At 70.1% G+C, this 26105-nt stretch carries 22 protein-coding genes; 11 read left to right on the forward strand and 11 right to left on the reverse strand.

Features of this window, described 5'->3' with window-relative positions:
• Nucleotides 1–15 precede the first annotated feature (15 nt).
• Nucleotides 16–609, reverse strand: a complete 594-nt coding sequence (locus tag AB0I54_RS21730; protein ID WP_363297703.1) for a hypothetical protein — start codon at nt 607–609, stop codon at nt 16–18.
• Between the two features lie 280 nt (nt 610–889).
• On the reverse strand, nt 890–1912 hold the full coding sequence (locus AB0I54_RS21735; RefSeq protein ID WP_363297704.1) for a glycoside hydrolase family 3 N-terminal domain-containing protein: 1023 nt from the start codon (nt 1910–1912) through the stop codon (nt 890–892).
• A 923-nt stretch (nt 1913–2835) separates the two neighbouring features.
• Here AB0I54_RS21735 and AB0I54_RS21740 point away from each other — a divergent pair.
• The 10 genes from AB0I54_RS21740 (at nt 2836) to AB0I54_RS21785 (ending at nt 12559) form a co-directional block, all read left to right on the forward strand.
• A complete protein-coding gene (locus tag AB0I54_RS21740) occupies nt 2836–3006 on the forward strand; it encodes a hypothetical protein (RefSeq protein WP_363297705.1) in 171 nt (56 codons plus the stop codon).
• Between the two features lie 260 nt (nt 3007–3266).
• A complete protein-coding gene (locus AB0I54_RS21745) occupies nt 3267–3866 on the forward strand; it encodes an acyltransferase (RefSeq protein WP_363297706.1) in 600 nt (199 codons plus the stop codon).
• Nucleotides 3867–4127: 261 nt separating this feature from the next.
• Complete coding sequence (locus AB0I54_RS21750; RefSeq protein WP_363297707.1) at nt 4128–5300, forward strand: hypothetical protein; 1173 nt, start codon at nt 4128–4130, stop codon at nt 5298–5300.
• Entirely contained in the window at nt 5297–6067 is a 771-nt protein-coding gene (locus tag AB0I54_RS21755) for a WecB/TagA/CpsF family glycosyltransferase (protein WP_363297708.1), read from the forward strand. Before AB0I54_RS21750 ends, AB0I54_RS21755 begins: the two co-directional genes overlap by 4 nt.
• Nucleotides 6067–7326 (forward strand): nucleotide sugar dehydrogenase, encoded by a 1260-nt coding sequence (locus AB0I54_RS21760; protein WP_363297709.1) that lies wholly within the window; start codon nt 6067–6069, stop codon nt 7324–7326. Before AB0I54_RS21755 ends, AB0I54_RS21760 begins: the two co-directional genes overlap by 1 nt.
• Nucleotides 7327–7329: 3 nt before the next feature.
• Entirely contained in the window at nt 7330–8445 is a 1116-nt protein-coding gene (gene wecB / locus AB0I54_RS21765; protein ID WP_363297710.1) for a UDP-N-acetylglucosamine 2-epimerase (non-hydrolyzing), read from the forward strand.
• 50 nt (nt 8446–8495) lie between these two features.
• Nucleotides 8496–9341, forward strand: a complete 846-nt coding sequence (locus AB0I54_RS21770) for a chain length determinant protein (RefSeq protein ID WP_363297711.1) — start codon at nt 8496–8498, stop codon at nt 9339–9341.
• Nucleotides 9304–10791 carry an oligosaccharide flippase family protein gene (locus AB0I54_RS21775; RefSeq protein WP_363297712.1) on the forward strand — a complete coding sequence of 496 codons (1488 nt, stop codon included), beginning with the start codon at nt 9304–9306 and terminating at the stop codon, nt 10789–10791. Before AB0I54_RS21770 ends, AB0I54_RS21775 begins: the two co-directional genes overlap by 38 nt.
• Complete coding sequence (locus AB0I54_RS21780; protein ID WP_363297713.1) at nt 10788–11750, forward strand: hypothetical protein; 963 nt, start codon at nt 10788–10790, stop codon at nt 11748–11750. The genes AB0I54_RS21775 and AB0I54_RS21780 overlap by 4 nt, the downstream gene beginning before the upstream one ends.
• A gap of 11 nt (nt 11751–11761) precedes the next feature.
• Nucleotides 11762–12559, forward strand: a complete 798-nt coding sequence (locus AB0I54_RS21785) for a glycosyltransferase family A protein (protein ID WP_363297714.1) — start codon at nt 11762–11764, stop codon at nt 12557–12559.
• A gap of 27 nt (nt 12560–12586) precedes the next feature.
• Here the strand turns inward: AB0I54_RS21785 and AB0I54_RS21790 are convergent, their stop codons facing one another.
• Both AB0I54_RS21790 and AB0I54_RS21795 read right to left on the reverse strand, forming a co-directional pair.
• The gene (locus tag AB0I54_RS21790; RefSeq protein ID WP_363297715.1) at nt 12587–13498 is read right to left on the reverse strand and encodes a glycosyltransferase family 2 protein; all 912 of its coding nucleotides are present in this window, start codon (nt 13496–13498) and stop codon (nt 12587–12589) included.
• Entirely contained in the window at nt 13495–15519 is a 2025-nt protein-coding gene (locus AB0I54_RS21795) for an O-antigen ligase family protein (RefSeq protein ID WP_363297716.1), read from the reverse strand. Before AB0I54_RS21795 ends, AB0I54_RS21790 begins: the two co-directional genes overlap by 4 nt.
• Nucleotides 15520–15590: 71 nt before the next feature.
• On the opposite strand from AB0I54_RS21795, the gene AB0I54_RS21800 reads away from it, so the two are divergent.
• The gene (locus AB0I54_RS21800; RefSeq protein ID WP_363297717.1) at nt 15591–16253 is read left to right on the forward strand and encodes a hypothetical protein; all 663 of its coding nucleotides are present in this window, start codon (nt 15591–15593) and stop codon (nt 16251–16253) included.
• A 17-nt stretch (nt 16254–16270) separates the two neighbouring features.
• On the opposite strand, the gene AB0I54_RS21805 is transcribed toward AB0I54_RS21800, so the two are convergent.
• The 7 genes from AB0I54_RS21805 to AB0I54_RS21835 form a co-directional block, all read right to left on the reverse strand.
• Nucleotides 16271–17317 carry a glycosyltransferase gene (locus AB0I54_RS21805; protein WP_363297718.1) on the reverse strand — a complete coding sequence of 349 codons (1047 nt, stop codon included), beginning with the start codon at nt 17315–17317 and terminating at the stop codon, nt 16271–16273.
• 75 nt (nt 17318–17392) lie between these two features.
• A complete protein-coding gene (locus AB0I54_RS21810) occupies nt 17393–20998 on the reverse strand; it encodes a DUF4082 domain-containing protein (RefSeq protein ID WP_363297719.1) in 3606 nt (1201 codons plus the stop codon).
• Nucleotides 20999–21069: 71 nt separating this feature from the next.
• Nucleotides 21070–22188, reverse strand: a complete 1119-nt coding sequence (locus tag AB0I54_RS21815) for a DegT/DnrJ/EryC1/StrS family aminotransferase (protein ID WP_363297720.1) — start codon at nt 22186–22188, stop codon at nt 21070–21072.
• Nucleotides 22185–22874 carry an acetyltransferase gene (locus tag AB0I54_RS21820; protein WP_363297721.1) on the reverse strand — a complete coding sequence of 230 codons (690 nt, stop codon included), beginning with the start codon at nt 22872–22874 and terminating at the stop codon, nt 22185–22187. Before AB0I54_RS21820 ends, AB0I54_RS21815 begins: the two co-directional genes overlap by 4 nt.
• Nucleotides 22871–24010: a DegT/DnrJ/EryC1/StrS family aminotransferase gene (locus AB0I54_RS21825; protein ID WP_363297722.1), complete on the reverse strand. Its 1140-nt coding sequence runs from the start codon at nt 24008–24010 to the stop codon at nt 22871–22873. The genes AB0I54_RS21820 and AB0I54_RS21825 overlap by 4 nt, the downstream gene beginning before the upstream one ends.
• Nucleotides 24007–25002, reverse strand: a complete 996-nt coding sequence (locus AB0I54_RS21830; protein ID WP_363297723.1) for an NAD-dependent epimerase/dehydratase family protein — start codon at nt 25000–25002, stop codon at nt 24007–24009. The genes AB0I54_RS21825 and AB0I54_RS21830 overlap by 4 nt, the downstream gene beginning before the upstream one ends.
• Before the next feature lie 30 nt (nt 25003–25032).
• Nucleotides 25033–26088, reverse strand: coding sequence for a Gfo/Idh/MocA family oxidoreductase (locus tag AB0I54_RS21835; RefSeq protein WP_363297724.1), 1056 nt, complete (start codon nt 26086–26088; stop codon nt 25033–25035).
• Nucleotides 26089–26105 lie beyond the last annotated feature (17 nt).

Here is a 26105-nt window from a genome sequence, read left to right on the forward strand (position 1 = left end):
CCACGGGTGGAGCGGTCAGAAGATGCTGCCGCCGCCGGCGCCACCGCCGCCGCCCAGGCCGCCGAGCAGAACGCCGAACCCACCGGCGCCGCCCTTGCCGCCATTGCCGCCCTGGAAGACGCCGAATCCTCCGTTGCCGCCCTTGCCGCCGTTGCCGCCGATGACACCGTCGCCACCGCCGCCACCGCCGCCGCCGTTGCCGCCGAACAGACCGGTACCGCCGTTGCCGCCCTTACCGCCGTTGCCGCCGATGAGACCGTCGCCGCCGCCACCACCGCCGCCGCCACCACCGCCGGCCAGGATGCCGTTGCCGCCGTTGCCCCCGTTGCCGCCGGTGCCGCCGACACCCAGGACGCTGCCGCCACCGGAGCCGCCGGAGCCACCGCCGCCGCCGATCAGGCCGCCGCCCCCGTCGCCGCCGTCACCACCGGCACCGCCGCCGTGGACGAAGCTCACGACGCCCGCGGCGGGCATCGGGGCGGCGGTCGCGGCGGACGCCGGAAGGACGATGCCCCCGGTGATCACCGCGGCCGAGGCGACGAACGCCGCGAGGCGAAAGCCCCGGCGCTTGGGACGGCCGTTGTTCTGCGTGTGAATAATGCGGGTCATAATTGCTCTCCTACCGATTCCTACCGATTAAGGCGCTCTTGCCATTCACTTGCGGATTTCCTCTCCGGATTTCCTCTCCGGTGAGGACCGCACTTCAAGTACGCCCCATCGGCGGCACGCGGTCACGTTCCGATGAGTCGTGACTTGACCGCAGGGGATCGGTAGGGTAAAAGCCCGTGGGTAGCTGGGGTTCGGTCCTGAGTGTCACGAAGCTGCGGAGGAGATCACCGCACGCGTACTCAGCCGATGACCGACCGGCTCTCGGCAACCGCCGCCGCTGTCAGCCGCAGTACAGCAAGCCCGCCTTCTGCTTGGCGGCCAGGATGCGGTGGACGCTCTGGTCGACCTGCGCACGGAAGGTCGCGTCCTTCGCCATCCGGATCTGTACGGCCTTGGCCATGGCCGGAACCAGGTTGGGCTCGACGGTCAGGACCAGGTCTCCGCCGGACGACAGGAAGTTGAGGGCGCGGTTGGCCGGGGCCACCGCCTTCACCGCCACCGCGTTCCCGAGGTCGTCCGAGATCACCACGCCCTTGAAGCCGAGTGTCTCGCGCAGCAGTCCCTGGATCACCGTCGAGGAGAACACGGCCTGATGCTTCGGGTCGATCTTGCTGTACGTGGCCAGAGAGATCATGACGAAGGGTGCGCCCGCCTTGATTCCCGAGCTGAACGGGATGATGCTCGAGCTCTTGCTCGTCGTCACCGAGTCCACCACGTTCGCCGTGGTGTCGGTGTTGCCGCGGACGTAGCCCAGTCCCGGGAAGTGCTTGAGCGTGGCCAGTACGTTGGCTTGGGCGAAGCCGGCGGCGAACGCGTTGCTGTGAGGGGTCACCGTCGCGGCCGTGTGGCCGAACTCGCGGTCGTACCGGCCGATCGGTGCGTTGTTCCTGCCCAGGCTGGCCGGGACGACATCGGCGACGGGCGCGAGGTTCAGATTCACACCGGCCGACTTGAGCTGCTTCGCCCATGTGGTGGCCTCGGTACGGAGCTTCGAGGTCGACCAGGTTCCCTGCACCAGTGCGCTCGGCATGGTCGAGAACCCGGGGCCGGACAGCACCTGCACCTTGCCGCCCTCCTGGTCGGTGGACACCAGCAGGCCCACGCGGTGCCCCGACACGGTGTCGGCCTTCGCCTGAAGACCGTCGACCAGGGTCTTGGTCGCCTTCGTACCCGCCGTACTGCGTCCGGCCAGGAAGACCGACCCGACGTGGTTCTGGCGCAGCACCTGGATCCGGTTCTGGTCGGGGTTCGAGGCGGCGACGGCGCCCATGAAGAGCTGGCCGACTCTTTGCGGCCCGGTCATTGCCCCGTAGACCTTGTCGACGCAGGTCGCCGTCGCGGTCGTACTCCCCGTCGTCGAAGCGGGTGCTTCCGATACGACCGCGGCGTGCGAGGGGGAACCTCCGCCCAGGCTTGCGCCCGCCAGCGCGAGCGACAGCAGCGGGACGGGCCAGACTGCCCTCTTCCCCCTCGGACCATGGGATGGTGCCTGCCGCGGTCTCATGCGGAGCCCCTTCCGGTACGCCGACCGGTACGCCGATCACGAACCGGGCGCCCCTTGCCCGGCCGCCGACGGCGGTCACGCAGCCACTACGACCAAACGTACATCCATCCGAGCGCCTTCGCCTCTGCGGTCGCGGACTTGGCGCAGGCGACACAGGGATGTCGCACGGGCCACGTCGGTGCGGGATCTCCGGTAGTCCGGCTCTGGCCAACTCGGCGTCCAGGGAGTGGAGATCAGGCCGAACGGTGGGTGCCCCACGTCATGACGGATGCGGTGCACTTTTCAGCGGCGGGACGGCGAAAGGTCCGGCAGGTCATCCGGTCACCGCAACAAGAGGAACGGCGTTCCGTCTCGCCACGTGCGGTGCGATCGACTCGTGCCGCGAGGAGCTGACGCCCCGCCTGGTGACGGATCACGCCGCACTGTTGGGGACCGGCGCGCTCGAACTGGCCGCCCTGACCGGCGTCTTCCTGCCCGAGAGCCGGCATCTGTCTGCGGCCCAGGTACGGCACGTCTCCGACCCGGCGCGCTCGACGGCGGCCAGGCGCTTGGCCCCCGCGTGGCCCGCCATCCCGGGACCGGCGGGCCGACACCTTGCAAGGCGCCGACGCGGGGTAAACGGAACCTACGCCTCCGCCGACCGAAACGGAAGCCCCCTTTCCTCTTGACCCTCAATCTTCGCAGATGCAACCTGAACCCCACCCGTCGCAAGGGAGCCCCCCATGAGCCGAGCCACCGCCACACACCGCGTCGTCGAGTACTGGACGGACACGGACACCCACGTGATCTTTCCCGTCGCACGGAACGAAGAAGTCGACCGCATGAGCGACGAGCAACTGATCTCGAAGTACGGGGACCCCGCGGACGGAGCGGTTGCACGCATCGTCCGCTAGGCACGCGGCGGACAGCAGGAAGGCGGCGCGTTTTCGGCGCACAGTGCGCGCAACGCTGCCCGCAGCTGTCCGGAACCGACCGTACGTGCGCGGAATCTCTTCGTCCACGAGTCCCCCGTAAGTAGGGTGATCTCGTGAAGGCACTCCTGTTGTCAGGTGGCTCAGGTACCCGTTCGCGCCCCATCACTCATAGACGCCTGATCTCATCTTGACCTCTTCCCCTGGCGCAGGGCGCTCGACGAGAAGAAAGGTTCAGCCCGATGAGCTTCAGGATCCAGCCGACCGCCCAGGTCGACGAGAGCGCCGCGGTCGGCGACGGGACGACGGTCTGGGATCTGGCCCAGATACGGGAGGACGCCCGCCTCGGCAGCGGATGCATCGTGGGCCGGGGAGCCTATGTCGGCCCCGGCGTGCGGATCGGCGACAACGTGAAGCTCCAGAACTACGCCCTGGTCTACGAACCCGCCGTGCTCGGTGACGGGGTCTTCGTCGGCCCGGCCGCGGTGCTCACCAACGACTACTTCCCCCGCTCGGTGGACCCGCAGGGCCGGCTGAAGCGCGGCGGCGACTGGGAGGCCGTGGCGGTGGAGGTGGCCGAGGGGGCATCGCTGGGGGCCCGTTCGGTGTGTGTGGCGCCGGTGCGCGTCGGTCGTTGGGCGCTGGTCGCGGCGGGTGCGGTGGTGACCCGGGACGTGCCGGACTTCGCGCTCGTGGCGGGCGTTCCGGCGCGCCGGATCGGCTGGGTCGGCCGGGCCGGCGCCCGGCTGGTCGAGCGGGAGGGCGAGTTCGGCGCATGGGAGTGTCCCGATACGGGCGCGCTGTACGACGAGAAGGACGGTGAACTCGTCGAGCGCGTATGACTCCCTGATTTCTCCCAAAACGCCACTCCTCGAACATCCGCATGCATAACATGTGTGCGAACTGTGCAGACCTAGCACAGTGAGCACGCAAACCGGTCGTGCCCAGGGGGGGTTGCCGGGTGGGGACACCTGTGCCTGAGGCCAGGAGCGAGCACCGCTCCGACGCCTGACGTCGACCTTTCGCCGCGCTGCCGTCCACGACGCGGCGATCACAAGCCTGTCCATGTAAAGGACCCACAGGGGGGTTGGTGTGCCCAAGCGATGACCACCACACGTCTGGCGGCGCTCGGTCATGAGGAGCCACCGCTGCTCGCGCTCGCCCAACGACTGCTCACAGTCGCCGAGTCGGGGCTTCCGTCCATGCTGCTCCCCGGCGGCGAGGCCTTCGCCTTCACCATGGCCGGACGGAAGGCGCCCGACGGTTCCTGGACCTCGGAGCGGCGCGGGACCAGCACCCGGTACGCGGCCATCACCGCGCTGGGCGCCCAGTTCCTCCCCGAGGACCGCCAGCGCGCGGTGCTCGGGGGGCGTACGGCCCAGGAGTTCACGGGTCTGCTGGTCGAGTCCTTGCCCGCGGTGACCAATCTCGGTGACGCGGCGCTGATCGCCTGGGCCGCCGCCGAGACCGGGCACCCCAAACTGTCCGACGCCGTGGAGCGGGTGACTGCCCTCGACGAGGAGGGCCGCCCGCAGTACACGGTCGAGGCGGCGTGGGTGCTGTCCGCCCTTGCGGCGGCGCGGGACACGGTCGATGTGGAGAGACGTTTCACCGCGGCCCGCGACCGGCTGCTGCGGGCCCGGATCGGGGACAGCCCGCTGTTCCCGCACGCCACCGGGCCCGGCCTGGTGCCCTGGTACCGGGCGCACGTGAGCTGCTTCGCCGACCAGACGTACCCGATCCAGGCCCTGGCCCGCGCCCACGCGAGCGGCGACGGAGACGGCGATCCGGAGGCGCTGGCCGCGTCCGAGGCCTGCGCGGCGCGCATCTGCGAGCTGCAGGGCGACGGCGGGCAGTGGTGGTGGCACTACGACGCCCGTACCGGCCGTGTCGTGGAGGGCTACCCGGTCTACAGCGTCCACCAGCACGCGATGGCGCCGACCGCCCTGTTCGATCTCGCGGACGCGGGCGGCACCGACTTCGGCCGGTCGATCCGCCGGGGCCTGCGGTGGATGACGGACGTACCCGAACTGGCCGCCCGTCCGGAGAAGCGGGAGCCGTTGATCCTCGACCAGCTCGGCGTCACCTGGCGCAAGGTCTACCGCGGCGATCCGAAGAAGGCCGTACGGGCCGCACGGGGGCTCGGCACCCGGATCGCGCCGAGCCTCCGGCTGAAGTCCCTGGACCGGGTGTACCGCCCGGTCTTCGTGGACCGCGAGTGCAGGCCGTACGAATTCGGCTGGATGCTCTACGCCTGGCAGGGGGGCCGCATATGAGCGGGCGTCAGTCTCTCTTCGGGGTCGAACTGGACCCGCTGACCATGGACGAGACCGTGGAGCGCTGCCTCGATGCGGTCCGGGACGGCAGACAGCTCGAAATCGGGGTGGTCAACGCCGCGAAGCTGGTGAACATGCGGCGCGACCCCCGGCTCGCCGCGGCCGTGTCCGGCTGCGATCTCGTCCTCGCCGACGGCCAGGCCGTGGTCTGGGCCGGCCGGTTACTACGTGCCCCGCTGCCGGAACGGGTGGCCGGTATCGATCTGTTCCTGCGGCTGCTGGCCGAGGCCGAGTCGGCGGGCCTGTCCGTGTACTTCCTCGGCGCGAAGCAGGACGTGCTGGAGCGCATGGTGGGCCGGGTGGCCGAGCGCTTCCCCGGCCTGAAGGTCGCCGGCAGCCGCAACGGCTACTTCGACGACTCCCAGCAGGAGGCGATCGCCGACGCGATCGCGGACAGCGGCGCCCAGATGCTCTTCCTTGGCATGACCTCGCCGAAGAAGGAGATCTTCACCGCCGCCCACGGCGCACAGACCGGAGCCCGCGTCGTGCACGGGGTCGGCGGCTCGTTCGACATCCTGGCGGGCGTCACCAAGCGGGCTCCCGAGTCCTGGCAGCGGTGGGGCATGGAGTGGCTCTACCGCGCGCTGCAGGAGCCGCGCCGCCTGGGCCGGCGCTATGTCACCACCAATGCTGCCTTCCTCCTCATGACGGCGCGCGAGCTGATCCGGCTCACCCCGTCACCCGCCTCCGCGAACAGGAGTCACTGATGCGCGTCGTCGTGGTCGGACAGGGATACGTCGGCCTGCCACTGGCCATCCGCGCCGCGGAGGTCGGACACGAGGTGATCGGCTACGACGTCGACTCCCGGCGGGTCAAGAGCCTTGCCGCCGGTGTGTCCTTCGTCGAGGACGTCTCCTCCGAGCGGATCCGCGCGGCACTGGACCGCGGGTCCTATCGCCCGAGCGATGTGGCCCGCGACTGCGGCGGATTCGACGTCGCCGTCGTGACCGTACCGACGCCGCTGCACGAGGGCACTCCCGACCTCCGTTACATCCAGGAATCGGCGGTCGCCCTGGCCCGCTATCTGCGCCCGGGAGCCACGGTCGTCCTGGAGTCGACCACCTATCCCGGCACCACCCAGGAGCTGTTCGCCCCGATCCTGGAGGACGGCTCGGGCCTGACCGCGGGCACCGACTTCCACCTGGGCTACAGCCCCGAGCGGATCGACCCCGGAAACACCGTCTGGGGCTTCCAGCAGACCCCGAAGGTCGTGTCCGGCGTCAACGAAGCCTCCCTGAAGGCCGTTCAGGACTTCTACGCGCAACTCGTCGACACCACCGTCGCGGTGCGCTCGCCCAAGGAGGCCGAGCTCGCCAAGCTGCTGGAGAACACCTTCCGGCATGTGAACATCGCGCTGGTCAACGAGATCGCGATGTTCGCCCACCACTTGGACATCGACGTCTGGCAGGCCATCGACGCCGCCTCCACCAAGCCCTTCGGCTTCATGAAGTTCACGCCCGGGCCGGGCGTCGGCGGTCACTGCCTGCCGATCGACCCCTCGTACCTGTCCTGGCGGGTGCAGCGCGAACTCGGCCAGAGCTTCCGCTTCGTGGAGCTGGCCAACGACATCAACAGCCATATGCCCGAGTACGTGACGCGCCGCATCAGCGACCTGTTCAACGAAAGACGTCGTTCCGTGAACGGCTCGCGCATCCTGCTGCTCGGCCTGGCGTACAAGAAGAACACCGGCGACGCCCGTGAGTCGCCCGCCCTGCGCATCTCCCAACTGCTGCTCGACATGGGGGCCCAGGTGAGGGCGGCCGATCCGCACGTGGTCGAGACCCTGCCGGTGGACGCCCGGCTGGTCCGGGTCGAACCGGCACCGGACGAGCTGGCGGCCGCCGATGTGGTGGTCCTGCTCACCGACCACGACAGCTTCGACTACGAACTCATCGCCGAGCACGCCCCGTTCGTCCTCGACTGCCGTCGGCGGCTGCCGTCCGGACCCACGATCGAGGTGCTCTGAACCATGCCGCGGATCATCTGCGTCGCCGGGGCGCGACCCAACTACATGAAGATCAAACCGGTCATGGACGCCCTGGAGCGCCGGGGCACCGAGGTGGTCCTCGTCCATACCGGCCAGCACTACGACCCGGCCATGAACGACGTGTTCTTCACCGACCTCGGCATCCGTCCGCCCGACCGCTTCCTCGGGGTCGGCTCCGGCACCCACGCCGAGCAGACCGGACGCGTGATGACCGCGTTCGAGCCACTCCTCGACGAGGTGTCACCGGACATCGTCGTCGTGGTCGGAGACATCAACTCCACCCTGGCCTGCGCCCTGGTCACCGCCAAGGCAGGACCGCTGCTGGCCCATGTCGAGGCCGGTCTGCGCAGCCGCGACTGGAGCATGCCGGAGGAGGTCAACCGCGTCGCCACCGACCGCGTCAGCGACTATCTGCTGGCCCCCTCCCCCGACGCCGCCGAGAACCTGCACGCGGAGGGGTACCGGGACGATCAGATCCACCTCGTCGGCAACGTCATGATCGACACCCTGCTGGCCAACCTGGAACGGGCCAGGGCCTCGGACATCCTCAGCCGATACGGCCTGGACAGAGGCGAGTACGGCCTGGTCACCCTGCATCGCCCCGCCAACGTCGACGACCCCGAGGTCCTCACAGCGCTCCTGAAAGCCCTGGGCGAGATCGCCGGCCGCTGCCCGCTCCTGCTGCCCGTGCACCCGCGCGCGGCCGGACGGCTGGCCGACATCGGCGTCCCGGGAGGCATCCGGCTCGTACCGCCCGCCGGATACCTGGACTTCATCGCCCTGCAGGACTCCGCCCGCGTCGTACTGACCGACTCCGGCGGCATTCAGGAGGAGACCACCGCGCTGGGCGTGCCGTGTGTGACCCTGCGGGACAACACCGAGCGGCCCATCACCGTAGAGCAGGGCACCAACGTGCTGGCCGGCCGGGACCCGGCGCGGATCGTGTCCATCGTCAACCGGGTCCTGGACGAGCCTCCCGCGCCGCGCCGGCCGGAACTGTGGGACGGACGCGCGAGCGAACGCATCGCCGACGTACTGCTGGAGGGAGGCACCGCGAGTACCCGACCGAGACCCACCGACCGAACCTTCCCCGTATGATCCGCTTGCAACATATGCTCGTCGAACGTCTGGTCGCGAGGGGGGCCACCATGGATCTCGCTGAGATCTTCCGGGTCATGCGCAGGCGCTGGTACGCCCTGCTGCCCGGGCTGCTGCTGACGGCCGGCCTGACGGTCGCCGTGGCCCTGGTGGTTCCGGTCACCTATCAGTCGCAGAGCACAGTGGTTCTGCTGAACTCACAGAAGGCCACCGTCGCCTACGACGGCAACCCCTTCCTCAGCACCCAGACCTCGCTCACCGGCATGGCCGACGGCCTGGCCCGCAACCTCAACTCCGATGTCTCCGTCCGGGAACTCAAGTCCCGTGGCGCCACCGGCACATTCGAGGCCAAGCTCGCCGACAACGCACAGGGTCCGCTCATGTGGCTCACCGTCACCGGCACCGACAAGACCGCCGTCCTGGCCTCGGACCGCATCCTGACGACCTATGCCAAGGATCGGCTGGAGCAGTTCCAGCAGCAGCAGTCGGTAGCGCCGAAGGCCATGATCCGCATGACGACCATCGTGCCCCCGCAGAACCCGGTGGCACAGACCAAGACCCGGCTCGAATACATGGTCATGGCCGGTGTCCTGGGCCTGGTGCTGAGCCTGGTCGCCGTCTTCTACGTGGAGGCGCGCCGCCGCTCACACGCGTCGGCGCAACCGGAAGAACGCGCACAGCCGGACTCCGCCCCCGAATCCGCGGCCGGGGAACCTGTCGTGGAACAGACGATGGCCCTCCGGTCGCCGCCCAGTTGGTCGCGGTCCGCCGACAACGGGACCGCCGCAGAGGCGAGGGCGGGACGGCCCGCCGTGGCCGTGACGCCTGCCGCCGAGCCGCTCGACGAGGAGTCGACTCATGGACAGCGTTCGCACACCGGACAGCGAGACCTCTGAGGCGAACGACGCCCACACTCCCGACTCCCTTGGCAGGAAGGTCCGTTCGGCGGCCCGCTGGAGCCTGATCAACACCGTTGTCATGCGCCTCGGCAACTTCGGCACGGGCATCCTGCTGGCACGCTTCGCCCTCGGACCGGCGGAGTGGGGCGTGTACGGCATCGCCCAGACCGTGCTCCTGGTCCTGCTCTCCGCCAACGAACTGGGCGTGGGCCTGGCCATCATCCGCTGGGACGGTGACCCCCGCCGCTTCGCACCGACCGTACTGACCCTCGGCACCGCGTCCAGCGGCCTGCTGTACGCCGCCATCTTCTTCTCGGCACCGACGGTGGCCGGACTGCTCGGCTCACCCGACGCCTCGGGCGTACTGCGGGTGATGTGCCTGTGCCTGGTGCTGGACGGGGTGGCTCAAGTCCCGGCCGGCTTCCTGACCCGGGAGTTCGCCCAGGGCAAGCGCATGGTCATCGACGCGCTCAACTTCGTGCTCAGCACGGCCGTGACCCTGGTGCTGGCCTTCACCGGCTGGGGCGCGATGAGCTTCGCCTGCGGCGCGGTCGCGGGCAACATCGCCGCCCTCATAGGCTGCGCGCTGGCCGCCCCCGGCACCCTGCGGTTCGGCTGGGACCCCGAACAGGCCCGCGCGCTGCTGAAGTTCGGACTCCCCCTGGCCGGTGCGAGCCTCCTCGCGCTCGCCGTCGTGAATGTGGACACCATGGTCGTCGGCTCCTCGCTCGGCCAGGTCGCCCTCGGCTTCTACGTCCTGGCGTTCAACATGTCCGGCTGGCCGGTGCGCATCATCTCCGAGGCGGCTCGGCGCGTCTCCTTCGCCGGGTTCTCCCGCCTCGCCGACTCCCCAAGGGCGCTCGCCCAGGGTTTCAGCCGCGCCGTGGGGGTACTGGTCACCGGCACCGTCCCGCTGTGCGTGCTGCTCGCCGGCCTCGCCGGCCCGGTCGTCCAGCTCGTCTACGGGAGCCGATGGCTGCCCGCCGCCGACGCGCTGCCGTGGCTGATGGCCCTCGGCCTGATCCGGATCGGCTGCGAACTCGCCTACGACTGCCTGGTCGCCACCGGACAGCGCCGCGCCCTCGTCCTCGTCCAGGCTCTCTGGGTCGTCGCCCTCATCCCCGTCCTCGTCGTCGGCGCCCGCCTCGGCGGCATCGTCGGCGTCTCCCAGGGCCACGTCCTGGTCGCCGCCGCCCTCGTCGTCCCCGCCTTCCTCTACGCCCTCCGCCAGGCCGGGATCAGCCTCCGCCACATCGCCAGGGCCTGCGCCTGGCCCCTGTTCGGGGGAACGGCGATGACCCTGGTGATCCTCTCCGCGAAGTGGCTCCTCGGCGACGGTACCCTCGCTCTGTTCATCACCGGTACGGCTGCCTTGGCCTGCTATGTGGTGTGCGTACTGCCCAGCCGCCGCTTCCTGCTCGGCTCCCGGACAGTGGAGACCGTATGACCAGGCTTCGCCGTCTGCTCGCCGTCCTGGCGCTGGCGTTGGCCACCGCCTGCTCCGCGGGTTCCGACCCCACCCCTCCCGCCCGGGGCCCCGGAGCCCCCACCGGCACCCATGGCAGCCATGGCACCGCTCACGCCACCCCTGCGGCACCCCGGGAAGCAGGATTCCCCGATGCCCGCAGCACCGGCCCCCGCATCTCCCTCACGCCGCACGCCACGGGGAACATGAGCGTCAAGGCCGACGGGACCGTCATCAAAGGGTGGGACATCACCGGTTCGCTCGACATCTACGCGAACGACGTGACCATCGTCGACACCAAGATCACGTCCACCAACTGGTGGGGCATCAACCTGCGCCCCGGCTACACCGGACTGCGGGTCCTGCACACCACCATCACCGCCGTCCCCGGCAAAGGACCCGACAACGGCGGCGTGGACTACGCCGTGTCCAACATGGGCACCAGCTCCATCGAGGTCGGCTGGAGCGACATCTCCGTCTTCGGCAACGCCCTCTCCATGGGCCAGGGCTACATCCACGACAACTACGTCCACGACCTCGTGCCCTTCCGCAACACCGGCGGCGAGTGGCAGCACACCGACGCGGTGATCAGCGGCGGCGGCAACAAGGGCAGGCTGATCATCCGTCACAACACCCTGCTCAACCCCGTAGCCGTCGACCGAGGAGCGTCCGCCAGCATCGGCCTGTTCTCCGACACCGGACACGTCTCCAACACCGTCGTCGACGGCAACCTCCTGGCCGGCGGCGCCTACGCCCTCTACGGGGGTGGCGACGGCGCCACCGGGATCACCGTCACGAACAACGTCTTCTCCACCCGCTACCACCGCAATGCCGGCCACTACGGAGCGGTCACCGCCTGGAACGCCGACGGTGCCGGCAACGTCTGGCGCGGCAACCGGTTCTCCGACGGCACCCCGATCACCCCCGAACCGGCCGGCTGAGGAAGAGGATCATGCGACGCATCGCCCGCGCCCCCTGGGAGCTGCTCAAGCGCACCTTCGGCTGGCTCGTGCTCTTCGAGCTCCGCAACAAGGTCCTCCTCGCCCCCTCCGCGCTGCGGCTCCGCCGCATCGAAGCAGCCGAGACCCGACGCCTCTCGGCCGTCACCGCCGCCATGCCCGCCGCGCTCGTCGCCACGGTCATCGCCACTCACCGCCGCCCCGACGAGTTGCGGGCCGCCGTCCGGTCGGCCCTGGCCCAGACCGTTCGCGATCAGGTGGTCGTCGTCGTCGACGACGGCGCCGGCCTCCCCGAACTACCGGACGATCCAAGGCTGTTCGCCGTCTCGCTGGCGCGCAACACGGGCGTTGCCGGCGTCGTGCGCAATGTGGGCATCCGCCTCAGTCGCTCGCGGTACGTGGCCTTCCTGGACGACGACAACCTGTGGGAAGCGGACCATCTGGAACGGGCGCTGGCGGTCCTGGAGTCTCCTCATGGGCCCGACGGCGTCTACACGGCGCTGCGCCGCGTCCTGCCGGACGGAACCGAGCGGGACATCCTGTCCGTGCCGTTCGACCGCCACCGGGCAGCCCGGGAGTCCTTCCTGGACACCAACGCGTTCGTCGCGCGGCGCAACGGGGCCTTGCGCTTCAGTCGTCTGCGGCGTACCCCGGACGTGCTTCCGCGTGAGGACTGGGAGCTCGTCCACCGGTACAGCCGTAACCACAGAGTGCGCCACGTGCCGCACGCCACCGTGCGGTACCTGGTGAACCCGGAGAGCTTCTTCACGACGTGGGACGGCACTGTCTGACGGCAGTGCCGCCGCCCCCGCCAGACGTCACGGCCCCGGAGTGGCCCGCAGCGAGCCCGGCCTGAGCAGGGCGGCGGCCGCCGCGCGGCTGGCCTTCCGGCCGAGGAGGGCCCGCGAGGTCTCGCGCAACAGCACGGCGCCACGGAAGCAGGCGGTGGCGACGGCGCCGTGGCGCCGCCCGTACAGCCGCACGCGGTTGAGCGTGAGCAGGGTCCACAGCCGGGGCGATACTCGGGAGTCGCCTCCCAGGTGAACGGCCTCGGCCGCCGGCTCCAGTTGCGTGACGTACCCCCGGTCTCGCGCACGCAGGCAGTACTCGGTCTCCTCCGAGTAAAGAAAGAAGGATTCGTCCCACGGACCGCAGGCGGTCAGGCAGTTCGCCGAGACGGCCATGAGCGCGCCGGTCGCCCAGTCCGCACGCGTGGGTCGCTGATAAGCGGCGGGGTCGGTGACGAGTTCACTCAGGCGTGGGAAGCGCCCGGCCCGGCGGTTGCCGATGACGGCCTCGCCGAGGGCGCGGGACACGCTCGACTCGCGGCGCAGCGAGAACAGGGGTGCGTCCCGGCCGTCTTCGTACAGGAGCGGGACGGCGATCCCCACTTCGTCGCCGAGCGTGTCGACGAGGCGTTTGGCGCAGCCCTGCCGCATACGGATGTCGGGGTTGCAGATCACCACGGCCTCGAATCCGCCGTCCCACTCGCCGGCCGCCCCAAGGGCCGCGTTGATGCCGGCCGCGTACCCGGCGTTGCGGCCGGTCTGGACGATGGTGGTATCGGGGGCCAGCGTCCGGAGCACCTCGACGGTGTCGTCGGCGGAGTCGTTGTCGGCGACGACCAGCCGCCAGTCGAGGCCGGCCATGCCATCCGGAAGCGCGGCGAGGAATCCGGGGAGCACCGGGGCGCTGTTCCAGGTGACGATGACGACGGCGACGGGGCTCATCGGGCCTCCACGAGTTGGGGAACCTGGGCCTTGGAGGGCTTGTGCGGGGCCGGGACCGCGGCGGCCGCCGCGCGCCGGACGAACCCCAGATAGCTGGCCCCCGCCCCCAGCATCAGGAAGAACATGCCGGCGAACATCGGAAAGCTGAGCGAGTCGAAGGTGGCGCTGCTGACGAGGGCGACCAGCGCCGAGGCGAAGAACGCCTGGCCCAGTTCGCGGTCGGCTTCGGTGCGGGCCAGCCGCCGGACGGCGCCGCCTTGGTGGATTCCGGTGATGAACAGGGCGAGCAGGGCGACGAGCCCTAGCAGACCCATCTCGGCCAGGGCCAGCATGTACTGGTTGTCCGTGAAGAAGTACAGATCCGGTGTGAAGGTGCCGAAGCCCCGTCCGAACAGCGGATGCTCCTTCAGATAGGGAACGATCGCGCTGTACTTGACCGTACGTGCCTGTGTGCTGCTGTCGGAGTTGGACAGGAACGACGCGAACAGGCCCGTGATCGTGCCGATCAGTCCGGGAACGAGCACCTTGAAGACGGCGACGGAGGCCGTCATCACGCCGATCGCGGCCCAGCGTCGCGCCGGCTTCCAGCGCGGCACCATCACCAGGGCCACCAGCAGCAGGCCGATGATCGAGGTCCTCGACACCGACAGCGGCAGCGCACCGGCCATCAGCGCCACCGGCCCCCAGCGGCGGGCCACGTGGAGGTGGCGGCGTACGGGATCGAAGGCCTGCTGGATCGCGAAGGGCAGGAGGATCGCGAGCATGCCGGCGAACTCCAGCGGCTGGGCCGTGGTGGCCCGGGGCCGGGTGAAGGCGCCGCGGTCCATGACGCTCACCTGGGCCACGCTGGTCTGGAGTCCGGGGATGTGGATGGAGTCGGCGATGTTGGTGGCCGCGAAGAAGTCGTAGAAGCCGATCGCGGCGACGACGGACGCCATGATCACCACCCGGCGCATCAGCACGTCCAGCCGGCCGCGCTCCTGTATGCCCGCCGAGGTCAGGACGACCAAGGACACCCACACCAGGAATCCGATGAGTCCGCGGTCGGCGCCGAGGACCTCCTGGTGCGAGCTCTCGCGCATCGCGTCCGACATGTAGGCCGCCAGGACGGCCGCCCCGAGCAGGCACAGCGCGACCCGTACGAGTCTGGTGCCCGGCGCGGGAAGGATGCGCCCGCCGAGCCAGGTCGCGAGGTACCACAACAGCCCCAGCAGGGCGAAGACATTGGCCGGGGTGCCGACTCCGCCGAGCGCGGGCAGGGCCAGGTTCGACGGGATGAAGAAGGCCAGCACCAGATAGACGGTGAGGATCGCGATGGCGTCGACCCGTCGGCTCAGCCACCCAGCCCGTACCCGGTTCGGCGCGCGGGCCTGCTTGGGCCGCACGGCGACGCTGTTCGCGACGCGACGCCGGCGGCGGACCACCGCGACGCCCTCCATCAGGATGGACAGTAAGAACGCGCTGACGACGCCCAGGATGACGACGGCAGCGATGTCCTGGTAGCGGCTCTTCGACTTCGCCACCGGGGTCTGCGGCAGTACGACGGGCGCGGTCTGCACGAAGTACGCGTGCGGGACCTTGGCGGCGGCCTGCAGGGCGCTGAGTTGTTCACCGGCGAAGGTGGTCAGGACGTTGGTCTCCCTGAGCACCTTCGCCCGGTCGGTTCCGGTGACGCTGAGGAGGAGCAGCGGGCTCTCGCTGGCCGGCGCGAAGCCGGCGGTGTAGGGGTCCGTGACGCCCCGGCTGCTCAACTCCTTGGCGGCGTCGTTCGATTCGAGGGTTCTGATCAGCACGTCGGCCGTGACGATGAGCGAACCACCCGCATTCGAGATGGGGTTGCCGAAGGTGGGGGCCAGCCGGGAGACGGCCGAGGAGTCCAGTAGCGCGACCGAGCTCTGCGACTGGTAGGAGACGGGGACGGTCACATACAGATAGCCGCCGCCGACCAGGCTGAGCAGGGTGAAGGGCACCATGAAATACCAACGTCTGCGCAGGATGGCCCATATCTCACCAAGACTCATGAACCATCCCTCCATTCGGTGGCGTCCCACCGCGCATCCTGCCAGTATCGGGGGCGACGGAAGGAACTCGTATGTCGCCCGGGAACGTCGCCGATGCGCTGCTCCGTCGCTGGTACGTCGTGGTGGTCGCGCTGCTGCTGACGGCCGCCGGGGCGTACCACGTGGTGCGGCCCGCCCGCCAGTACGTCGGCTCCGCGGTGGTCGTCCTCAAGCCGCCGGTGACGCAGAACCAGCCCAACCAGCTGACCAATCTGCAGCCGCCGCTCGCCGTGGTCTCCTACGCGGTCGTCCGGCAGCTGGAATCCCCTGCCGGCGCCCGGGAGTTGCGTGCGGCGGGCGTCGACGGCACCTACCACCTCGTCCCCCGCAACAGCGGCACCAGCGCGACGCCTCGCTATTTGATCCCGTCCCTGCAGGTGCAGTCGCAGGCGTCCGACCCCGACGCCGCCGTCACGGCGGTACGCCGCATCATCGACGTGTACACCCGGCATGTCGACCAGATGCAGACGGCCCAGCACGTGCCGACCGGGGGGCGGATCACCGCCTCGGTCCTGACCTCGCCGAGCGCCTCCGAGGTGCGGGGCGACAAGGCCCGGGGTCTGGCGGGCGCGGCCCTGCTGGGCGGCTCCGCCGGCGTTCTCGGCGCGCTGTGGCTCGACCAGTACGCCATGAGGCGCCGTGGGATGCCGCCGGGCCGCCGCCGGCAGTCCGGTCCGGTTCCCGCGGCCAACTGAGCTGAACCGACGGGACATCAGATGCCGCGGCGCTTCCACGACTCCCACCAGAGCCACTCGCGCCCGCGCTCGGCCACCGCGGACCACACCAGTGGCTGCAGATACGGCATGGCCTTCGGACCTATCCGTCTGCGCAGCCGCAGCGCGCGGTACTCGGGCAGTGCCGCGTATCCCAGCAGGCACTGCTCGGCGAACGCCACGCATTCATCGACCGGTACGACCGCTGTGCGACCTCGGTCGTAGGCCCGGTAGGCGCGGCGCAGCGCAAAGCGCGCGAGCCGGGTGTGGACCTCGTCGGCCAGGCGGTCGGCGTGGGGCAGCCGGTCGGCGCACTTGGCGAGCACGGACTCGAAGGCCACCAGGCGCTGGCGCAGGTCGTCGAGCTGACCGCCGAAGTCGGTCGTGGACATGTTCTTGCCGTGGACGCGGTAGAAGGCCTGGTCGGCTCCGCGTATGTAGCCGACGTCGGCGTGTGCGGCGAGCCGCATCCACATCTCGATGTCGCCGGCATGGGGCAGGGCCGGGTCGTAGCCGCCGACCGTGTGCTGGAGGCTGGTGCGGACGACGACTTCCGGCGAGGTGATGCAGCCGGTGCCCTCGCGGAAGCGGCGCTCCAGCCACCACTGCCCGGGGTAGACGACCGAACCGGTGCTCCGTGTACGGGCCGACGGGAGCGGGCCGCCGTGCTGGAAGCGCAGGGGACGTCCATAGGCGAACCCCGCCTCGGGATGGGCGTCCAGCAGGGCGGCGGCCCGGACCAGCGCGCCCGGGACCAGCCGGTCGTCGGCGGAGAGGAGGGCGACGTAGTCGCCGTCGGCCCATTCCAGGAGGCCTTCGTTGTAGGTGGCGATGTGGCCCTTGTTGGTTGCGTGGACGCGTACTTCGATGCGCGGGTCGGAGGCGGCCAGTTTGTGCGCGGCCTCCGCCGAGTCGTCGGGCGAGGCGTCGTCGATGATGAGTACCCGGACGTCAACGCCGTCCTGCTCGTCCAGGACGCTGCTCACGCAGTCGGCGAGGAAATGGCCGTACTTGTAGCAGGGGATCACAACACTGACGGTGCTCATCGATGAGGAAGCCAATCCCCGGTGGTGGTCTCCGTCGGACTTCGCGGGAGACCACCACCGGTGGGTTCTGGTCGGTCAGTTCTTCTTCTTGCGGACGGTCTTGCTGGTCAGGGTCCAGCTCTGGGACTTCACCGGGTGCCGGTTCTTGTCCTTCGCCGTGACCGTGACCTTGAACCGGGTGCCGTCCGGCAGCGGGAAGGACAGATGGACGGACACCTTGTGGGTGGCCCGGTCGTAGGAGGTGACGGCCGTGACGTGGAGCTTCCTGGCGGCGGCCGCGTGGGGGCCGGGCAGGATGGTCACGGTCGCCTTGACGGACGACAGCTTGACGGAAGCGGGCAGGGTCGTGACGAGGGGGCTGCCCGCGTCGGCGGTGTGCGTCACCGTGGACGCGTCCTCCTCCGAGGCGGTGGCCGTCGTCAGCGACCCGCTGGGGTTGTCGGCGGTGAAGACGGGGCCGACCCAGTAGTTCGCGGAGCCGTAGGAGCTGTTGGGGAAGGCCGAGTCCGCGCCGTACCGGTAGAGCCCGTTGTGGTGGGCGGTGGTGTCGGCGGTGGCGGTCAGCGGATAGGACTGGTGGGCTGCCGTGAAGTAGCCGCCGTCCACCGCGTAGTTGCCGTTCGGCGCGTGGTAGGAGACGACGTACGGGGTGTCGGCGGTGATGGCCACCGGAGTGGCGAAGGTCAGTTGCTGCCAGCCGGAGGCCGTCTCGCCGGTGAAGGTGCCGGTGGCGAGCAGCGTGCCGGTGTCGGACCACAGGCTGCCGGTGTGGGTGCCGGTGTTGCCGGTGCCCTTGTAGAAGGTGACGCCGGTGACCCAGCCGCTTGTCGAGGACGTGAACCGGGTGCCCAACTCGACGGAGTTGGTGTCACCGGTCATGTCGGTGGTGGCCGGCACGGTGGAGGAGTTCCACAGCATGCAGGGACAGGTGACCGCGGGCGGGGTGGAACTGGTGGTGAAGGTCCATGTCACCGGGTCCGCCATGGCGTTGCCCCACACGTCGGAGGCCTGGACGGACGCGGTGTACGTGGTGTGCAGTTCCAGTTCGGTCGACGGTGTGAAGGTCGCCTTGTTCGACGCGGGGAGCGTCTTGGTGCCCGGCACGGCGGTGCCGTTCGCGTCCTTCAGGGTGAACGTCAGGGTGTCGGCGTCGATGGCGGAACTGAAGACGGCCGACTCCGGTGCCGTGATCGACACGCCGGTCGCCCCGGACGTCGGGGAGGTCGAGGTGACGGTGGGCGGGGTGGTGCTGGCGGCAGAGGTGTCCAGCACCACGTCGACCCAGTAGTTGCTGCCGGAGGACTGCGAGGACGGGAAGGCGCTCGTCGAGGTGTAGCGGTAGACGCCGTTGCCGCCGTCGGTGCCGGACTTCAGGGCCGTGAGCGGGGCCAGGCCCGCGTCGCCGCCGGAGAAGTAGCCGCCGTCGTAGGAGTATCCGCCGTTGGGGGCGAAGTACGAGGCGACATAGGTGGTGTTGGCCTTGACGCTCACCGGGGTGGCGAAGTTCAGCTGCTGCCAGCCGGAGGCCGTCTCGTTGGTGAAGGTGCCGGTGGCCAGGCGGGTGCCGGAGGCGCTCCACAGGCTGCCGGTGTGGGTTCCGGTGTTGGCGGGCGACTTGTAGAAGCGTACGGCGGTGATCGAACCGGCTGCCGTGGTACGGAACTTGACGCCGAGCTCCACCGAGCTGCCGTCGCCCGCGTTGACGGTGCCGGGAACGGCCGAGGCCGGCCAGACGGTGCAGGGGCAGGCCTGGGGGCCGACGGTCACCGGGATGGTGGTGACGGCGCCGATGTTGACGCTGTCGTCGACCGCGCGGACCTTGATGGACGCCGAGCCCGGGGTCGTCGGGGTCCAGCTGAAGCTCCAGGACGTCAGACCGCTCGCGGGCTTCCAGGTCGTTCCGCCGTCCGTGGACACCTCCACGCGGGCCACCACGCCCCCGCCGGAGTCACTGGCGGTGCCGGTGATGGTGACCGGCTTCAGCGCCGGGACGGTCACCCCGGAGGCCGGGCTCGTCACGGTGACGGCCGGGCCGGTGGAGTCGGTGGAGGCCGAGGCGGCGTTCAGATTGCTCTGCAGGGTCAGCGGCTGCACGCCCATGTCGGCGAGGATGTTCACCGTCGCCTGCTGCATGCGGGCGTCCTCGGTGACCACCGTGTCGGCGGGGTTGTACGTCGGGATGTTGGTCAGGCCCCACGACCACTGCACGGTTCCCGCGCCGAACACGAGGGCCCCGGAGTCCTGGTCGCGGAACTCGACGAGATTGTGTGTCGCCGTGCCGTTGCCGTAGGTGTTGCCCCAGTCCAGGCGGTACTTGCCGTCGTTGACGTCCACGGTCGTGGACGACAGGTCGATCGCCCCGGCGGGTCTGGTGCTGTTGGCGAGGTCGCTGTCCCACTCGTAGCCGAGTGTGCCGGCCGGGAAGGTGGCGGTCTGGCTCGACGAGAGGTTCGCGATGGAGGTGTTGCGCCACAGCCGGTTCTTGCCGTACGAGCCGGGCACCGTGATCGCGTCGCTGCGGTAGCCGTTCACCTGGAACATGGAGCCGGTGAGGATGTTCGGCGGCTGGTAGTCCTGCCCGTAGTCGGTGCTGGTCGGGTCCATCCAGGTGCCGGTCCAGACGCCGCTGGGGTCGGCGATGCCGTTGTTCTGGGCCATCTTGGTCATCTTGTAGCAGACCAGGGTTCGGTTCGCGGTGTTCGTGCCGTCGATGCTCGGGGCGAGCCGTGTCTTCCAGAAGACCTCGTTGCCGCTGAAGAAGGCCTCTCTCACACCGGCCTTCCTGGCCGCCAGGACATTGGAGTACTGGCTCTGCGTCCAGTACTCGTCGTGGCCCGAGGACAGATACACCTTGTGGTTCTTCAGCAGGGTGCCGCCGTTGACCGACACGTCCACGCCGGACAGATAGCTGACGTCGTAGCCGTTGCGCTCCAGCCAGGACAGCATCATGTACTCGGAGCCGTAGATGCCGTTGTCGCCGCCGATGTCCAGCGGCCGGTTGTAGCTGACCTCGTAGGCGCGGCCGTCCGGTGCTGGCCCCGCACCGCCGTACAGGTCCTGGCCGCCGTAGTCGTTGTAGGCCTGCCAGGTCTGGTCGCTGGTCTGTACGACGACGTCGGAGGTGCTGGAGTCCTTGCGGACGACGAACGGGTACGGCATCAGGCCGTCGCCGTCCGTCTGGGTGATGTTCGCGATGTACAGGCCGGACACGGCGTCGCTGGGCACCGTCCAGCTCGCGGTCACGGGCCAGTTGCCGCAGTCGACCAGCCCGGTGCCGCTCTTCTTGGTGCAACTGGCCGGGTTCGTGGAGTAGTTGGCCGGATAGGTCACCGCGGCCTGGGCCGCTGTCGACATCTCGCGCGCACCGTCACCGCCGTACCAGCCCAGACGGTAGATCTCGATGTGGTACGAGACCTTCGACTGGACCTTGAACTGGACGGTGTCACCCGCCTGGACGCTCTCCTTGGTGGTGAAACCCTGGATGTCACCGTAGGCGTTGGGTGAGAACCAGTCGGACTTCGGGCTGCCCGGCTTGGAGTTCTCGCAGACGATCGCGTTCGAGCCCGCTCCGCACGGATCGGATGCCGCGAGCGCGGGCCCGGCCTGCGGGAGCACCGCCCATATCAGTGCTGCTACGACGGCGAGGCGGCTGCCCCGGATCCGTCTGCTCCATCTGTTCATGTGTACCTCTCAGCGGTGCTGTGCAGGACCGACCCGTGACGGTCGGGGTGGAGCGTGAAACCGGTGGCCGATCAGCTTCCGAGCGCGTCGGCGAGCGTGTCCACGACGCGTTGCTGCTGGTCGGGGGTGATCTGCGGGTAGAGCGGCAGTGACAGGATCCGGTCGGCCGCCTTCTCGGCGTTCGGGAAGTCGCCCCGGGCGTGGCCGAGATGGCGGTACGCGGGCGTGAGGTGGACCGGGGCGGGATAGTGCACGCCCGCACCGATGCCCTCGGCGTTGAGCTTGCCCACGATGTCGTCGCGGTCCGCCCCGGCGACCTGGACGACATACAGGTGCCATACGTGGACGTTGCCCGGCGCCGTGGTCGGGAGCACGACCCGGCCGGCGGCCGCCAGATCGGCGAGCAGCGCGTCGTAGCGGGCCGCGGCCGCCCGCCGGGCCGCGTTGCCGTCCGCCAGCCGCGCCAGCTTCGCCCGCAGGACGACGGCCTGCAGCCCGTCCAGGCGGCTGTTGAACCCGGGTACGTCGTGGCGGTACTTGGCGACGCCGCCGTGGTTGGCGATGGCGCGCACCAGGCCGGCCAGTTCCTCGTCGTCGGTCAGCACCGCGCCCGCGTCGCCGTAGGCACCGAGGTTCTTGCCCGGGTAGAAGCTGGTGGCCGCGATCCCGCCGCTGCCCGGCGAGCGTCCGTCGCGGGTGGCGCCCTGGCACTGCGCTGCGTCCTCGACGACCCGTACCCGGTCGGGAAGCCGGCCGGTCAGCTCCGTCACATCGGCCAACTGCCCGTAGAGGTGCACGGGTACGACCGCGCGGGTGGCCGGGCCGACCGCGTCCAGTGCGGCCTGGGGGTCGAGCAGGTAAGTGTCGGGCAGACAGTCCGCCAGCACCGGTCGCGCCCCGGTTCTGGCCACCGCGCCCGCGGTGGCGATGAAGGTGTTGGCGGGCACGACGACCTCGTCACCGGGCCCGACTCCGCCCGCGCGCAACGCGAGTTCGACGGCGTCGGTGCCGTTGGCGACTCCCACGCAGTGCGCGACACCGCCGAAGTCCGCGTACTCGCGCTCGAATCGGCGGACCTCCTCGCCTCCGACGAACGCGGTGTGGGCCAGGACCCGTTCGAATCCGGCCCGTACGTCGTCGGCGACTTCCTCGTGGGCCGCCTTGAGGTCCACCAACGGAATCCGGTTCATATGACGACTCCCCCCCTTGTTCGCGTCGCAAGTTCGTCGAGCGCCGGGGCGGCCGCCTCGCGCAGCCGCCGGGCCGGGCTCCCCACCCAGACCTCGCCCGGCGGCACATCGCCGAGAACGGTGCTCCCCATGCCGATCAGCGACCAGGCGCCGACCGTCGTGCCTTCCCTGACCAGGGCCCCCGAGCCCGCATAAGCCCCCCGCTCCAGCCGTGCGCCCCCGCCCAGGCGGACACCGGAGGCGAGCGTGGCGAAGTCCTCGACCACGTCGTCATGGGTGAGGACGACATGCGGCATCACCGCGACGTGCGCGCCCACCCGCACGGCGGCGGTGAGCACACAGTGCGCGAGCAGGACCGAGCCGGGCCCGGCCTGCGAGGTCGCCGACACCGCCGCCGTCGGGTGGATCACGGTGGCGTAGCGGTCCGCCGGCAGGTCGAGCCTGCGGACCAGACGGGCACGGGCGGCGTAGTCCCTGGGGTTGCCCACGCAGATCACCACCCGGGCGTCGGGCAGCTCGTGGACCAGGTCGCAGCCGCCGAGCACGGGCACGCCGTCCACCTCGGTGCCGTGCAGGGCGGCGTTGTCGTCGAGGTGCCCGAGCAGCACGGTGTCGCCCGCGTCCCGTACGGCCTGTGCGGTCTCCCGGGCGAAGCCGCCCGCGCCGATGATCAGGAGCCCGCTCATCTTCGGGCCTGTTCGCGCAGTGCGGCGACGACGCGGTCCTGTTGGGCCTCGGTCATCGTGTGGAACAGCGGCAGGATGAGCGAGTCGCGGCTGATCCGCTCGGTGACCGGCAGCGGGGCGCGGGGGTGGGCCTCGTAGGCGGGTTCGAGGTGCGAGGCCATGATCCCGCGCCGGGCGGAGATACCGGCCTCGGCGAGCGCGGCGAGCAGGTCGTCGCGGCCGACCGGGAAGTCCTCGGCCAACAGCACCCAGTAGGACTGGAAGTTGCTCTGCCCGTGCGCGGGGTCGCGTACGGGGGTGAGGCCGGGGACGCCCTGCAGCAGTGCGTCGTACCGGGCCGCCAGCTCGCGGCGGCGGACGGTCATCGCGTCGAGTTTCTGGAGCTGGACCAGGCCGATGGCGGCCTGGACGTCCGTCATCCGGTAGTTGTAGCCGACTTCGAGGTAGCTCTCCAGGACGGGCTTGTTGCTTGCGTGGCGCTGTGCCGCCGAGACGTTCATCCCGTGCTCGCGCAGCCGGCGCAGGCGTGCCGCCCACTGGGCGTCGTCGGTGGTGACCATGCCGCCCTCGCCGGTGGTGACGACCTTGCGGGGGTGGAAGGACCAGGCGGCGATCAGCGCGCCGTGCCCCACGGACTTGCCGCCGACGGTCGAGCCGATGGCGCAGGCCGCGTCCTCGACCAGGGGAAGGTCCCAGTCGGCGCAGGCGGCACGCAGGGTGTGCACATCGGCCGGTACTCCGCCCTGATGGACTGCGAGGACGGCCTTGGTACGGGGGGTACGGACCGCGTCCACGGTGGCCGCGGTGAGATTGCCGGTGGCGAGGTCGACGTCCGCGAACACGGGCTCGGCCCCGACGTAGCGCACGGCGTTGGCGGTGGCGATGAACGACAGCGAGGGCACCACGACCTCGTCGCCGGGGCCCAGTCCGAGCGCGACGAGCGAAAGATGCAGGGCGGTGGTGCACGAGCTGACCGCGACGGCGTGCTCGGCGCCCACCCGCTCCGCGAAGGCCCGCTCGAAGGCGGCGACCCGGGGCCCCTGGGCGACCCACCCGGACAGCACCGCGTCGGAGGCGGCCTTGGCCTCCTCCTCGCCGAGCCAGGGGATCATCACGGGGATGCGGTCGGCGCTCATCGCGAGGTCTCCCCGGCCACGGCGTCGGCGGCGCGCTCCGCACGCCACCACCGCACCAGGTCCCGCAGCCCCGTACGCAGGTCGATCCGCGCGGTGAAGCCGAGCCGTTCGGCGGACTGTGTGGTGTCCGCGAGCCGCCGGGTGACGCCGTTCACGGTGCGGGCGGGCCCGTGCACCGGCGCCAGATCCGACGCGCCCATCGCCTCCAGCAGGCCCTGGGCGAGTTCGAGCAGCGAAGTCTCCGTGCCGTTGGCGATGTTGAACACCTCGTCGGTGAGATCCGACTCGGCGGCCAGCACATTGGCCCGGGCGATGTCCCGGACGTCGACGAAGTCCATGGTCTGCGTGCCGTCGCCGAGGATCAGCGGCGGCTCGCCCGCCTCGATGCGCTCCATCCAGCGGATCAGCACCTCGGTGTAGAGGCCGTGGATGTCCATCCGGGGGCCGTAGACGTTGAAGTAGCGCAGGGCCACGTAGTCCAGTCCGTACATGGCGTGGAAGCTGCGCAGCATGCCCTCGTTGAAGGCCTTCGCTGCGCCGTAGAACGTGTCGTTGTTGTACGGGTGATGGCGTTCGGTCGTCGGGAAGGTCTCGGCCATGCCGTAGACGGACGCGGAGGACGAGGCGATCACCTTGCCCACCCCGGCCTCGGCCGCCGCCTCCAGGACGTTGAAGGTGCCGTCGACCAGGACCTCGTTGGCGAGCCGGGGTTCCTCCGCGCACTGGGTGATGCGTATCGCGGCGAGGTGGAACACCAGGTCGGTGCCCTCGGTGACCTTCCGTACGGTCGCGGCGTCCCGGACGTCGCCCTCGACGACCTCCACGACGCCGCTGGGCAGGGCCTGGGCGAGGTTGGCCCGCCGCCCGCGCACGAAGTTGTCCAGCACCACGATCTCGCGGGCGCCGCCCTCGGCCAGGAGGTCGACGAGGTTGGAGCCGATGGTGCCCGCTCCCCCGGTGACCAGGATCTTCTTGCCTCGTACGCTGCTCAACTGCCTTGCCCTCTCAGTGGAATAGGACTGTCAACGCCCGGCACGCAGGCCGACGACCGCACCCCGGAATTCCAGACTCCGGGACGCCGCCTCAAGAATGTCCAGCACCCGCAGGCCCGCCCGGCCGTCGGTCAGCGGCGCCCGCCGCTCCCTGATCGCGTCGGCGAACTCCTCGACCATGCTGCGCAGCGCTTCCTTCTCACCGATCGCCGGGGCGACCATGTCCCCGGAGCGGTACGAGACGAGCATCTCCCTGCGCTCGTCCGCGCCGATCTCCTGCGGCGCGGCCAGGTCCACGCCCCGGTCGTAGATCGCCACACGCTGGACGGGGTTGAGGTCGTCCCAGACGAGGGTGCGCTTGGCGCCGCCGACCATGGTGGTCCGCACCTTGGTCGGGGAGAGCCAGTTGACGTGCACATGGGCGATGGCGCCCGTGTTGAGCTGGAGCGTCAGATAGGCCACGCAGGCCTGTCCCGCGCCGATCGGGTCGGCCCCGTGGGCGGCGACGGCGACCGGCTCGACGTTGTCGGGGAGGATGAAGTCAAGGATCGACAGATCGTGCGGGGCCAGGTCCCACATGACGTCGATGTCCTTCTGGACGAGCCCGAGGTTGATGCGGACCGAGTCGACGAAGTGGATCTCGCCGAGTTCGCCGGAGCGGACGAGTTCGCGGATGCGGCCCACGGCGGGCGTGTAGCAGTAGGTGTGGTCGCACATCAGGGTGAGCCCGCGCTCCTCCGCCTCGGACACCAGGCGCATCCCGTCGGCGTAGGTCGCCGCGAGCGGCTTCTCCACGAGGACGTGCTTGCCGGCGCGCAGGGCGGCCAGGGCGATGTCCAGGTGGGTTCCGGCGGGCGTGGCCACGGCGACGGCGGCCACCGAGGGATCGGCGAGGACGGCCGCGTAGTCCGAGGTCGCCTGGACGGTCGAGTAGCCGCCGAGGACCCGCTGGGCCCGGTCCACATCGAGGTCGCACAGCCAGCGCAGCCGGAACTGCTCGCCGGCCTGGAAGTTGCGTACGAGGTTGGGTCCCCAGTAGCCGGCCCCGACGACCGCGACCCCCAACGGCTCCGTGGTCTGCGTCACTTGACTCCTCTTCCGTC

Source organism: Streptomyces sp. NPDC050625 (assembly GCF_040654755.1).
GTDB lineage: Bacteria > Actinomycetota > Actinomycetes > Streptomycetales > Streptomycetaceae > Streptomyces.